Here is a 12,597-nt window from a genome sequence, read left to right on the forward strand (position 1 = left end):
GTGGCGTGCATCGGATGCGCGCGACAGATCGCGCGGCGCTTCGTAACTCAAAAGAATGATGGAGCGTGCATGGACGAGTTGACACTCGGATTGATCGGAGCGGGAGCTGTCGTGGTCGGCGGCGTGGTGGTGTACAACGCGTGGCAGAGCGCGAAAGTGCGGCGCAAGATGCCGCGCCCGATGCCCGACGAAGCCGCCGATGCGCTCGCGCGCCAGGAAACCGACGACGAGCAGCCGTTCATCGAGCCGGTGCGCCCCGCGCGGCGCGAGCCCGTCGCGGGCGGCGGCGCGGGCGATGCGCAGGAAGACGCGCGCGTCGAACCCAGCTTTGGCGGCGTCCCTGTGTCGACCGAGGCTGCGGCGGTCACGCCTGCCGTCGCGCCGGCGGATACCCCCGTCGATCTTCAGGCGGAAGCGACCTCCGCGAACGGCATCGCCGATGAACCCGCGGTCGTCGAGGAAGACGAGCGCAGCGAGCCGGTCATGCCCGCCGCCACGACCATTTCGTCGACGCCGCCCGCTGTCGTCGACCGGCGCATCGACTGCGTGGTGCCGATCCGGCTCGCCGCGCCCGTGGCCGGCGACCGCGTGATTCCGCTCGCGCAGCGGCTGCGTCGCGCAGGCACGAAGCCCGTGACCATCGAAGGCAAGGCCGAAGGCGAGAGCACGTGGGAGCTGTTGCGCCACGGCGTGCGCTACGAGGAACTGCGCGCGGCCGCGCAACTCGCCAATCGCAGCGGTCCGCTGAACGAACTCGAGTTCTCGGAGTTCGTCACGGGCGTGCAGCGTCTCGCCGACGCCATCGACGGCGCGCCCGAGTTTCCCGACATGATGGAAACCGTCGGCATGGCGCGCGAGCTCGACGCGTTCGCCGCCCAGTGCGACGCGCAGCTGTCCATCAACATTCTCTCCGACGGCGCGCCGTGGTCCGCGAACTACGTGCAGGCGGTGGCCTCGCAGGACGGCTTGCTGCTGTCGCGCGACGGCACGCGCTTCGTCAAGCTGGACGCGAAGCAGAATCCGGTGTTCATGCTCCAGTTCGGCGACACCAATTTTTTGCGCGACGACCTCACGTACAAGGGCGGCCAGATGATTACGCTGGTGCTGGACGTGCCCGTCGCCGACGAAGACATCTTGCCGTTCCGCCTGATGTGCGATTACGCGAAGTCGCTGTCCGAGCGCATCGGGGCGCGCGTGGTCGACGATCAGCGTCGCCCGTTGCCGGAATCGGCGCTGCTCGCCATCGAGAAACAACTGATGACGCTGTACGCGAAGCTGGAGCAGGCGGGCATGCCGGCCGGTTCGCCCGCCACGCGCAGGTTGTTCAGCCAGTAAGCGCTTCGTTCGTAGCTGCATGTCGTGTTGCGATTGCGCCCCGCTTCGGGGCGCTTTCCGTTGGTACGCGCCGCCACATGCGCGCATGGCCTAGACCGTTCGGCCGATGCCGCGACGACCGTTCTTCTGAGACAATCGAACGGTCGGTTCAACTGACTCATTTCATTCCTCGAACGCCGCATGTCCGCAAAAACGAAAGCCGAATCCGCCGCCACCGCCAAGTCGCTCGCGCCCGTGCCCAGCGCCGACCGGCCGGAGGAGCGCGCCGCGTGGCTGCGCGCGGAACTGGAGCGCGCGAACTACGCGTACTACGTGCTCGACCAGCCGGATTTGCCCGACGCCGAATACGACACGCTCTTCAAGGAATTGCAGGGCATCGAGGCGGCGCATCCGGAACTCGTCACGCCGGATTCGCCGACGCAGCGCGTGGGCGGTCAGGTCGCCGAGGGCTTCGCGCCGGTCGTCCACGACGTGCCGATGCTGTCGCTCAACAACGGCTTTGCGGACGAAGACATCGCCGCGTTCGACAAACGCGTGTCCGACGCGCTCGGCCATGCGCCGGTGCAGTACGCGTGCGAGCTGAAATTCGACGGGCTGGCAATCTCCTTGCGCTACGACGACGGCCGCTTCGTGCAGGCGTCGACGCGTGGCGACGGCGCGACCGGCGAGGACGTGACGGCCAACGTGCGGACCATCCGGTCGATCCCGCTGACGCTGAAAGGCGCGAACGTGCCGAAGCGTCTCGACGTGCGCGGTGAAGTGCTGATGTTCAAGCGCGACTTCGACCGCCTGAACGCCCGCCAGCGCGACGCCGGACAGCGCGAGTTCGCGAATCCGCGCAACGCGGCGGCGGGAAGCCTGCGCCAGCTCGACCCGAAAATGACGGCGCAGCGGCCGTTGTCGTTCTTCGCGTACGGCATCGGCGTGCTCGAAGGCGCCGAGATGCCCGACACGCACGCGGCGCTGCTCGACTGGTACCGTGAGATGGGGCTGCCGGTCAACGCCGAGCGCGGCGTGGTCGATGGCGCGGAAGGCTTGCTCGGTTTCTTCCGCAAGACCGGCGAGAAGCGCGACAAGCTGCCGTACGACATCGACGGCGTCGTGTACAAGGTCAACCGGCGCGACGAGCAGGACAAGCTCGGCTTCGTCTCGCGCGCGCCGCGCTTTGCGCTCGCCCACAAGTTCCCGGCGCAGGAGGCGCTGACGCAACTCGTGGCCATCGACGTGCAGGTCGGCAGAACGGGCGCGATCACGCCGGTGGCGCGGCTTGCGCCGGTGTTCGTCGGCGGCGCGACGGTGACCAACGCGACGCTGCATAACGAAGACGAAGTGCGCCGCAAGGACATCCGCATCGGCGATACGGTGACCGTTCGCCGCGCGGGTGACGTGATTCCGGAAGTCGTCGGCGCGATCCTGGAACGTCGTCCTGCCGACGCCCGCGAGTTCGTCATGCCGACGGAATGCCCGGTCTGCGGCTCGAAAATCGAGCGCCTGCCGGACGAAGCCGTGGCGCGCTGCACGGGCGGGCTTTTCTGTCCGGCGCAACGCAAGCAGGCGCTGTGGCATTTCGCGCAGCGCCGCGCGCTCGACATCGACGGTCTCGGCGAGAAGATCATCGATCAGTTGGTGGAGCAGAATCTCGTGCGCACGCCTGCGGATCTGTTCAATCTCGGCTTTTCGACGCTCGCGGCGCTCGACCGCTTCGCCGACAAGTCAGCGCAGAATCTGCTGGATTCGCTCGAGAAGGCGCGGCACACGACGCTGCCACGCTTCATCTATGCGCTCGGCATCCGGCATGTCGGCGAATCGACGGCGAAGGATCTCGCGAAGCACTTCGGGTCGCTGGATCCGATCATGGCGGCATCGGTCGAACAGTTGTTGGAGGTCAATGATGTCGGGCCGGTCGTCGCTGAAGCGATTCATAACTTCTTCAGCGAAGCGCACAACCAGCATGTGATCGAGCAGTTGCGCGCCAAGGTGTCGTGGCCGGAAGGGCCGCCCGCGCCGAAAGCGCCGCAGGGGGCGCTGGCCGGCAAGACGGTCGTGCTGACGGGCACGTTGCCCACGCTCTCGCGCGAGGAAGCAAAGGAAATGCTGGAGGCGGCCGGCGCGAAGGTGGCCGGTTCCGTCTCGAAAAAGACCGACTACGTGGTGGCGGGCGCCGAAGCGGGCAGCAAACTCGCGAAGGCGGAGGAACTCGGGGTTCCCGTCGTCGACGAAGACGGCATGAAGAAGCTATTGGAAGGAGTCACTCCATGATCCGGGAAATTCTCAAGATGGGCGATCCGCGTCTTTTGCGTATCGCGCAGCCTGTCGAACACTTCGACACGCCGGAACTGCACACGCTCGTGCAGGACATGTTCGACACGATGCGCGACGCGAACGGCGCGGGACTCGCCGCGCCGCAGATCGGCGTCGATCTGCAGGTGGTCATCTTCGGCTTCGGCCACAACGAGCGTTATCCAGACGCGCCGCCCGTGCCGGAGACCGTGCTCATCAATCCGATCATCACGCCCAACGGGCACGACATGGAGGAGGGCTGGGAAGGGTGTCTTTCGGTGCCGGGCCTGCGCGGCGCGGTGCAGCGGTTCTCGATGATCCGCTACCAGGGCTTCGATCAGTACGGCAACGCGATCGAACGGCTCGCGGAGGGCTTTCATGCGCGCGTCGTGCAGCATGAGTGCGATCATCTGATCGGCAAGCTGTATCCGATGCGCATCACCGATTTTTCGAAGTTCGGCTTCACCGAAGTGCTTTTTCCGGGCCTCGACCCGGCGCGCGACGACTGAGCCGGCCGATTCTCGCGCCGCCCAAGAAAAAACCCGCTTGCTGCAAGCGGGTTTTTTTCGTTCAGGCCAACGTTTCCGAATCGCGCGTGGTGTCCGGTTGGCGAAAGAGCGCGACGTGCTTGGGATTGGCCGAGCCTTGCAGACGGCCGTCGGGCAGGCGCGCGAACACCATCTCTCCGATGCCGGGGCTCGTCACGACGACTTCATCGCGCAGGGCGAGCAGGGCTTCGAGCCGTCGTCGGCCGCTCACGATTTCAAGACCGGTTTCTGTCGCACGAACGATGATCTCAACTGACATGGCCATTCTCCTTGAAGCGTTGATGCTGATTGCCGTTATTCCGATGCCCGTCCTCGACGCGTTGAGGCTGTCAAAAGTTCTCGGACATTCCGTACCTAACGGACATTTGACCGATTTTCTTTAGCCTAAATGTGAACAAAATAAAACGGCGCGATCGATAAGCGATCGCGCCGTTTTCGGGCTTCGGATGTCGCGTTTTCGCGACGTGTGACGAATCAGAAGGTCTCGTTGGGTGCGAGATAACGCCACTGGCCGGGCGGCAGCGCCCCGAGCGTCACGCGTCCCATGCGGATACGCTTCAGGCCGACGACTTCCAGCCCGACGAGTTCGCACATGCGGCGAATCTGACGCTTCTTGCCTTCGCGCAGCACGAAGCGAAGCTGCTCGCCGTTTTGCCAGCTGACCTGCGCGGTCTTGAGCGGCACGCCGTCGAGTTCCAGACCGTGACGCAGCAGCGCGAGTTGTTCGGCGGGCAGGTGTTGGTCGACGTCGACGGTATGCTCGCCGTAACGCACGCGCACGAGGTACTCCTTGTCGACTTCGGAGTGCCCGCCGATCAGTTGCTTCGCGATGCGGCCGTCCTGCGTCAGCACGAGCAGGCCGGTCGAGTCGATATCCAGACGGCCCGCCGGCGCGAGCGTGCGCAGATGTCCCGGCGAAAAACGAATTCCCGAGCGGTCTTCGTCCCAGTGATTCGACGGGTTGATGAGCGTGACGGCGGGCTCGTAGCCGTCTTCCGCCTGGCCCGATACGTAGCCGACGGGCTTGTGCAGCAGGATCGTCACCAGTTGGGACTGCGCCGAGCGGGCGGCGGGCAGGATTTCGATGTTCTGATCCGGGCGAATGCGCGAGCCGAGCGTGTCGATCACTTCGCCATCGACGAGCACCCAGCCCTTTTCGATCCACTCGTCGGCTTCACGGCGGGAACACAGGCCGAGTTCGGACATGACTTTCGACAGGCGTACGAGGTTGTCGCCGTGGGCGTGGGGTTTCCTGGGGGCGTCGGTCGGTGCTGATGCTCCGTTATTGGCTGCGAAGGCCGGTCGGTCAGCGTCGCCGCGCGTTTTCGATGAGCGACGGTCGTCCGTGCTGCGATCTCGCGCTTCAGTCGGGTTGCGCGAGCCGCGATCGCCGAATGATGGGCGCGAGTCGTCGCTGCGTTGCTTGAATGGGCGGCGGTCGTTGGTGCGGGAATCGCGGTCAGCGCGCGCTTCGGCCGCTCGACGCGGGCCGCGATCGCCGAATGCCGGACGCGAATCATTGTCGCGCGGTTTGAACGGGCGGCGGTCGTCGCTGCGGGAATCGCGGTCGCCGCGTCCTTCAGTTGTTCGACGCGGGCCACGATCGCCAAACGCAGCACGGGAATCATCGCCGCGTGGTTTGAACGGGCGGCGGTCGTCGCTGCGGGAATCGTGATTGCCGCGACCTTCGGCCGCTCGACGCGCGCCGCGATCGTCGAAAGCCGGGCGCGAATCATCGCTGCGCGGCTTGAACGGACGGCGTTGGTCGGAACGCGAATCCCGGTCGCCGCGTCCTTCAGTGGCCCGACGCGGACCGCGATCGCCGAATGCCGGGCGCGAATCATCGCCGCGTGGTTTGAACGGGCGGCGGTCGTCGCTGCGGGAATCGCGGTCGGCGCGTCCTTCAGTTGTTCGACGCGGGCCACGATCGCCAAACGCAGCACGGGAATCATCGCCACGCGGTTTGAATGCACGGCGGTCGTCGCTGCGGGAATCGCGGTCGGCGCGCGCTTCGGCCGCTCGACGCGGACCGCGATCACCGAAAGGCGGGCGCGAATCATCGCCGCGTGGTTTGAACGGACGGCGTTCGTCAGAACGCGAATCGCCATTGCCGGGTCCTTCCGCTGTCCGGCGCGGGCCGCGATCACCGAAAACCGGGCGCGAATCATCGCCGCGTGGTTTGAACGGACGGCGTTCGTCGGAACGCGATTCGCGATCGCCGCGTCCTTCGGCCGCTCGACGCGGGCCACGATCACCGAATGCCGAGCGCGAGTCTTCGCCGCGTGGCTTGAATGGACGGCGCTCGTCGCTGCGCGATTCCCGGCCGCCGCGTCCCTCAGCAGGCAGACCCGGGCGACGATCACCGAATGACGGGCGCGCATCATCCCCACGCGGTTTGAAAGCACGCCGCTCGTCGGAACGTGAATCGCGGTCGCCACGTCCTTCAGTCGCCCGACGCGGACCACGATCGCTGAACGCCCCCCGCGACTCATCACCACGCGGCTTAAAAGCCCGCCGCTCGCCCGACGCATCCGCGCGCCCGGTCGACCCCGCCCGCGCCTCCGCCGGCTTTCCGCGCTTGACCAGCGCCTTCTCGGGCGCGGCATCGCGCGCAGGCTTGCGCCCAGTGATCGATCCGGAACGGATCGGCGATCGCGTCGCCGACGTGGGACGCGGATGTTTGGCTGTCAGTTTGACGCGCATAAAGTCTCAGGCTGCGATCGCGCGCAGCAGTTCGGTTTCGACCTGGATTTGCGTGCGGTTCGACGACAGGCCTCGGCCATCGAGCAGGAACACGTCTTCGACGCGTTCGCCGAGCGTGTTGATGCGCGCCGCCTGCACGCCGATCCGGTGTTGCGCGAGCACGCGCGCGATCGAATAAAGAAGGCCCTGCCGGTCGTTCGCCGACACGGACAGGATGTAGTACTGGCCACGCTCGTCGGGGCGCAAATCCACGCGCGGCGTGACCGGAAAAGTGCGCACGAGCCGCGAGACGCGGCCTTTCGACGGCTCCGGCAGAATGCTTTCGTCCGTCAGACGCGCGCTCAGTTGCTGTTCGACGAGATTCGCGATATCGCGATAACTGCCGTCGTGATCCGGATGCGCGACGAGGAAGTTGTCGAGCGCGTAGCCGTGGCGCGTCGTCGTGATGCGCGCATCGAGCACCGAGAGGCCGTTCTTGTCGAAGTACGCGCAGATGCCGGCGAAAAGATCCGGCCGGTCGCGCAGATAGACGAGCACCTGCAGCGCCGCGCCGATCGGCGAGGGACGGGCGCGCACGATCGGCGCGTCGCTTTCCACGTGCCGGTACAGCACGCGCGTCTGCCAGGCGATGTCCGCCGGATCGTGACGCAGGAAATAGCCGACATCGAGCTGATCCCACAGCCGCTTTTCCGCGTGCTCGGGCACCGTTTCGAGGCGCAAAAGCGCAAGCGCGGCTTCTTTGCGCGACTTGAGTTCGGAATGCGTGTCGGGCCGCGCGCCGCCGAGCACGGCGAGCGTCGCGCGGTACAGGTCTTCGAGGAGCTTGCCTTTCCAGTTGTTCCAGACCTTCGGGCTCGTGCCGCGAATGTCCGCCACGGTCAGCAGATAGAGCGCGGTCAGACGCCGCTCGGTTTGCACGACCGACGCAAATTGCTTGATGACTTCCGGATCGCTCGTGTCCTGTTTCTGCGCGACATGGCTCATCGTCAGATGCTGCTGCACCAGCCACACGACGAGTTCCGTGTCGTCGGCGCTCATCTCGTGCTCGCGGCAAAAGCGGCGCGCGTCCGCCATGCCGAGCGTCGAATGATCGCCGCCGCGGCCCTTCGCGATATCGTGGAACAGCGCCGCGACGTAAAGCACCCACGGCCGCTCGAAGTTGCCCATCAGCTGACTGCAGAACGGGTATTCGTGCGCGTGCTCCGCAATGGCGAAGCGGCGCAGATTGCGCAGCACCATCAGGATGTGTTGATCGACCGTGTAGACGTGATAGAGGTCGTGCTGCATCTGCCCGACGATGCGCCGGAAGTTCAGCAGGTAGCGCCCCAGCACGCTCGTCTGGTTCATGAGCCGCAGCGCATGCGTGATGCCTTCGGGCTGCTTCAGTATCTCCATGAAAAGACGCCGGTTCTCCGGGTCGCGCCGCCAGTTGCGGTCCATGATTTCGCGCGCGTTGTAGATCGCGCGCAACGTCCGCGCGGACAGGCCCTTCACGCCGCGCGTCTGCTCGTAAAGCAGGAAGGCTTCGAGAATGGCGTGCGGTTCGCGTTCGAACACGTCGTCGCTGGCGATCTCGAGCATGCCTTGCTTCTCGACGAAACGCTCGGACAGCACGCGCGTGACGCCCGACGTCGACGGGAAAAGCTGCGCTTCGACGTTCTGGATCAGGATAGTGGCGAGCTGCGTGACGGCTTTGGCCGCCCAGTAATAGCGGCGCATCAGCTGTTCGCTCGCGCGCTTGGCGGCGGTCGCCTTGAAGCCGAAGCTCTCGGCAAGCGGCGTCTGCAAGTCGAACACGAGAATGTCCTGCCGGCGCTTGGCGATTACATGCAGGCGGGCGCGCAGCGTCTTCAGAAAGGCTTCGTTGCGGCGCAGTTCGCGCGCCTCGCGCTCCGTGATCAGCTCGCGCGCATCCAGTTCGCGCCAGCTCGACCCGAACCCCGCCGCCCGCGTGATCCAGAGAATCAGTTGCAGGTCGCGCAACCCGCCCGGGCTTTCCTTGATATTCGGCTCCAGGCTGTACGGCGTGTCCTGAAATTTGGCGTGACGCTGCCGCATCTCCAGCACCTTCGCCTGGAAGAAGGCGCGCGGATCGAGCGTTTCGCGATAGCGCTCCGTGAAGCGGCCAAAGAGCGCCGCGTCGCCGCACAGGCGCCGCGCTTCGAGCAGCGACGTCAGCACGGTTACGTCGTTGGCGGCTTCCGCGATGCATTGCGCGACCGAGCGCACGCTGCTGCCGATATCGAGCCCGAGATCCCACGCCATGCCGATGAACCGCTCGACGCGTTCGTTGAGATCGGCCTCCTCGGCCTGCGGCACCGCGTCCGGCAGCAACACGAGAATGTCGACGTCCGAGTAGGGCGCAAGCTCGCCGCGCCCGTAGCCGCCGACCGCGACGAGCGTGGCGTTCGCGGGCATGTCGGACGCAGACCAGGCGCCTTTGAGCGCGTCGTCGGTGGCGCGGCCGAGCGCCTGCATCAACGAGTCGACATTCGATGCCGTCTTGAAGCGTTCGATGAGTGCCGCCTTCGCCGCCTTGTAGGCGGCGCGCAGCGTTTCGCAAGGCGAGGCGACGACGGCAGTGACGCTCATGGGACGGATCAGCGAGAGGTGAATGGAACGGCGGACGAGGGAACCGGAAGGCGGCTCTCGCGCGGCGCACGCAGCGCGTTGGCGCGGCGCTTAGGCGGTCGCCGCGATCAGCTGCGACGGCGCCTGCGTGCCGGCGGACACCGTCAGCACTTCATAGCCCGTCGGCGTGACGAGCACCGTGTGCTCCCATTGCGCCGAGAGACTGCGGTCGCGCGTCTTGACGGTCCACTGGTCGGGCATCGTGCGGATGTCGCGCCGGCCGGCGTTGATCATCGGCTCGACGGTGAAGATCATGCCCGGCTGCAATTCGATGCCCGTGCCCGGCCGCCCGTAATGCAGCACTTGCGGCTCCTCGTGGAACACCGTGCCGATGCCGTGGCCGCAGTATTCGCGCACGACGCTGTAGCCCTGCGCTTCGGCGTGCTTCTGAATGGCATGACCGATGTCGCCCAGATGCGCGCCGGGGCGCACCTGATCGATGCCGAGCCACATGCAGTCGAAGGTCGTCTGCACGAGGCGTTTCGCGAGAATCGAACCCTCGCCGACGATGAACATGCGGCTCGTGTCGCCGAAATAGCCGTCCTTGATCACCGTGATGTCGATGTTCAGCGCGTCGCCGTTCTTCAGCACCTTCTCGCCGGGAATGCCGTGGCAGATCACGTCGTTGACGGAGATGCAGGTGGCCTTCGGATACGGCGGATAGCCGGGCGGCTGATAGTTGAGCGGCGCGGGAACCGTGCCCTGTTCCTTCACCATGTATTCGTGGCAGAGGCGGTCGAGTTCTTCGGTGGTCACGCCCGGCACGATATGCGGCGTGATGAAATCGAGCACTTCGCTGGCGAGCCGGCAGGCGACGCGCATGTGCGCGATATCGTGTTCGTTTTTCAGCGTAATGGACATGACGGGCTCTGAATGCGCGGTTTGGCGGGAGGCGGGCGTGAGCCGCGAAGCCGGCATTATCGCACCTTAGGAAAGGCCCCGCAGCGCGATTCTGCGGCGCGCGGGGCGCCGGCGCCGCTTTGCGCGCCGGTTTTCGCGGGCATCGGGCGGCTTGAGCGGTGTAATCGTCACATGCTATACTCATGGGCTAAGTCTTAGTCCACTTCCTCAGTTCACTTGGAGTGGCAGGGCTTAGAGCGTTCGCGGTTCACAAGGCGGCGCTTGTTCGAAACTGAAGCCGAAACTCAAGCCGGCGCACCCAGGGTGTCCGGCGTCTGGTCAGCGAGACGCTGAAACCGGACGCAGGATGCGGCAGCCGGCTTAAGACCCAACCCTCGCGGAGAATTTCATGGCAGTCACGATGCGTCAAATGCTGGAAGCCGGTGTCCACTTCGGTCACCAAACGCGCTTCTGGAACCCCAAGATGGCCCCGTACATCTTCGGTCATCGCAACAAGATTCACATCATCAACCTCGAAAAGACGCTGCCGCTTTACAACGACGCGCTGAAGTACGTGCGCCAGTTGGCAGCGAATCGCGGCACGATTCTTTTCGTCGGCACGAAGCGCCAGTCGCGCGACACCATCGCGCAGGAAGCGCAGCGCGCGGGCATGCCTTTCGTCAACGCCCGCTGGCTCGGCGGCATGCTGACGAACTTCAAGACGCTGAAAGTGTCCATCAAGCGCCTGAAGGACATGGAAGCAGCGGTCGAATCGGGTGAAACGGAGCGCATGAGCAAGAAGGAAGCCCTTCTGTTCGAACGCGAAATCGCCAAGCTGCAAAAGTCGATCGGCGGCGTGAAGGACATGGGCGGCATTCCGGACGCGATCTTCGTGATCGACGTCGGCTACCACAAGATCGCCGTCACCGAAGCGAAGAAGCTCGGCATTCCGGTCATCGCCGTGGTCGACACGAACCACTCGCCGGAAGGCATCGACTACGTGATCCCGGGTAACGACGACGCGTCGAAGGCCGTCGCCCTGTACGCCGAAGGCGTCGCGGACGCGATCCTCGAAGGCCGCGCGAACGCCGTGAACGACGTCGTTCAGGCTGTGCGCAACGGCGAAGGCGACGAGTTCGTCGAGGTCAACGCAGAGGCGTAATCGAGCCCTGTGGCCGACAAAAAAGGGGGCTTTGCGAAAGGCCCCTTTTTTTTAGTCGGCGCGATGGTTGAACCAATCTTCGCCGTGGGCGCAGACGCCGGCGGCACGTATCAAACAGACTCAAGGAGCGAATGATGGCGGCAATTACCGCAAGCATGGTGGCAGAACTGCGCGCGAAGACCGATGCGCCGATGATGGAATGCAAAAAGGCGCTGACCGAAGCCGACGGCGACATGGCGCGCGCTGAAGAGCTGCTGCGCGTGAAGCTCGGCAACAAGGCGAGCAAGGCGGCATCGCGCGTGACGGCCGAAGGCATCGTGGTGGCGCACGTCGAAGGCGGCGTGGGCGCGCTCGTCGAGCTGAACTGCGAAACCGACTTCGTCGCGAAGAACGACGACTTCATGACGTTCGGCAAGGGCATCGCGGCGCTGGTCGCGAAGAGCAATCCGGCTGACGTGGCCGCGCTGTCGGCACTGCCTTACGAAAGCAACACGGTGGACGCCGTGCGTCTCGCGCTCGTCGGCAAGATCGGCGAGAACCTGTCGATCCGCCGCTTCGTGCGTTTCGAGACGTCGAACAAGCTCGCGTCATACCTCCACGGCACGCGCATCGGCGTGCTGGTCGAGTTCACGGGCGCGGACGAGCAAGTCGGCAAGGACGTCGCGATGCACGTGGCCGCGATGAAGCCGGTGTCGCTGTCGTCGGACGAAGTGCCGGCGGACCTGATCGCCAAGGAGCGCAGCATCGCCGAGCAGAAGGCCGCCGAGTCGGGCAAGCCGGCTGAGATCGTCGCGAAGATGGTCGACGGCAGCATCCAGAAGTATCTGAAGGAAGTGTCGCTGCTGAACCAGCCGTTCGTGAAGAACGACAAGCAGACCATCGAGCAGATGCTGAAGGCAGCCAACGCGTCGGTGCAGAAGTTCGCGCTGTTCGTCGTCGGCGAGGGCATCGAGAAGCGCCAGGACGACTTCGCAGCAGAAGTGGCGGCGCAAGTCGCGGCGGCCAAGCAGTCGTAAGCGGTATTCGCGGCGCCTGTGATCAAATGGCGCGGCGCCGCGTCGAAGCGACACCCGCGGCGGATCGCAGCACGCGTCTGCC

At 65.4% G+C, this 12,597-nt stretch carries 9 protein-coding genes; 5 read left to right on the forward strand and 4 right to left on the reverse strand.

Annotation, left to right across the window (positions count from 1 at the left end; all coding sequences use genetic code 11):
• Nucleotides 1–69: 69 nt before the first annotated feature.
• The 3 genes from JYK05_RS05395 to def all read left to right on the forward strand — a co-directional run bounded on the left by JYK05_RS05395 (nt 70) and on the right by def (nt 4,124).
• Nucleotides 70–1,335, forward strand: a complete 1,266-nt coding sequence (locus tag JYK05_RS05395; protein WP_206468029.1) for a cell division protein ZipA C-terminal FtsZ-binding domain-containing protein — start codon at nt 70–72, stop codon at nt 1,333–1,335.
• Nucleotides 1,336–1,515: 180 nt separating this feature from the next.
• Nucleotides 1,516–3,594, forward strand: coding sequence for an NAD-dependent DNA ligase LigA (ligA, locus tag JYK05_RS05400; RefSeq protein WP_206468030.1), 2,079 nt, complete (start codon nt 1,516–1,518; stop codon nt 3,592–3,594).
• Nucleotides 3,591–4,124: a peptide deformylase gene (gene def, locus JYK05_RS05405; RefSeq protein WP_175940128.1), complete on the forward strand. Its 534-nt coding sequence runs from the start codon at nt 3,591–3,593 to the stop codon at nt 4,122–4,124. The genes ligA and def overlap by 4 nt, the downstream gene beginning before the upstream one ends.
• A 61-nt stretch (nt 4,125–4,185) precedes the next feature.
• On the opposite strand, the gene JYK05_RS05410 is transcribed toward def, so the two are convergent.
• From JYK05_RS05410 to map, 4 genes are all read right to left on the reverse strand, one after another.
• Nucleotides 4,186–4,422 carry a hypothetical protein gene (locus JYK05_RS05410; RefSeq protein ID WP_175940129.1) on the reverse strand — a complete coding sequence of 79 codons (237 nt, stop codon included), beginning with the start codon at nt 4,420–4,422 and terminating at the stop codon, nt 4,186–4,188.
• 215 nt (nt 4,423–4,637) lie between these two features.
• Nucleotides 4,638–6,866 carry a pseudouridine synthase gene (locus JYK05_RS05415; RefSeq protein ID WP_206468031.1) on the reverse strand — a complete coding sequence of 743 codons (2,229 nt, stop codon included), beginning with the start codon at nt 6,864–6,866 and terminating at the stop codon, nt 4,638–4,640.
• Nucleotides 6,867–6,872: 6 nt separating this feature from the next.
• Nucleotides 6,873–9,458, reverse strand: coding sequence for a [protein-PII] uridylyltransferase (locus JYK05_RS05420; protein WP_206468032.1), 2,586 nt, complete (start codon nt 9,456–9,458; stop codon nt 6,873–6,875).
• 90 nt (nt 9,459–9,548) lie between these two features.
• The gene (gene map, locus JYK05_RS05425; RefSeq protein WP_175940132.1) at nt 9,549–10,358 is read right to left on the reverse strand and encodes a type I methionyl aminopeptidase; all 810 of its coding nucleotides are present in this window, start codon (nt 10,356–10,358) and stop codon (nt 9,549–9,551) included.
• Between the two features lie 388 nt (nt 10,359–10,746).
• Here map and rpsB point away from each other — a divergent pair, with 388 nt between their 5' ends.
• Nucleotides 10,747–11,499 (forward strand): 30S ribosomal protein S2, encoded by a 753-nt coding sequence (gene rpsB, locus JYK05_RS05430; RefSeq protein ID WP_087043768.1) that lies wholly within the window; start codon nt 10,747–10,749, stop codon nt 11,497–11,499.
• 134 nt (nt 11,500–11,633) lie between these two features.
• The gene (gene tsf / locus JYK05_RS05435; RefSeq protein ID WP_206468222.1) at nt 11,634–12,515 is read left to right on the forward strand and encodes a translation elongation factor Ts; all 882 of its coding nucleotides are present in this window, start codon (nt 11,634–11,636) and stop codon (nt 12,513–12,515) included.
• Nucleotides 12,516–12,597: the final 82 nt, after the last annotated feature.

The sequence above is a fragment of the Caballeronia sp. M1242 genome (assembly GCF_017220215.1).
GTDB lineage: Bacteria > Pseudomonadota > Gammaproteobacteria > Burkholderiales > Burkholderiaceae > Caballeronia.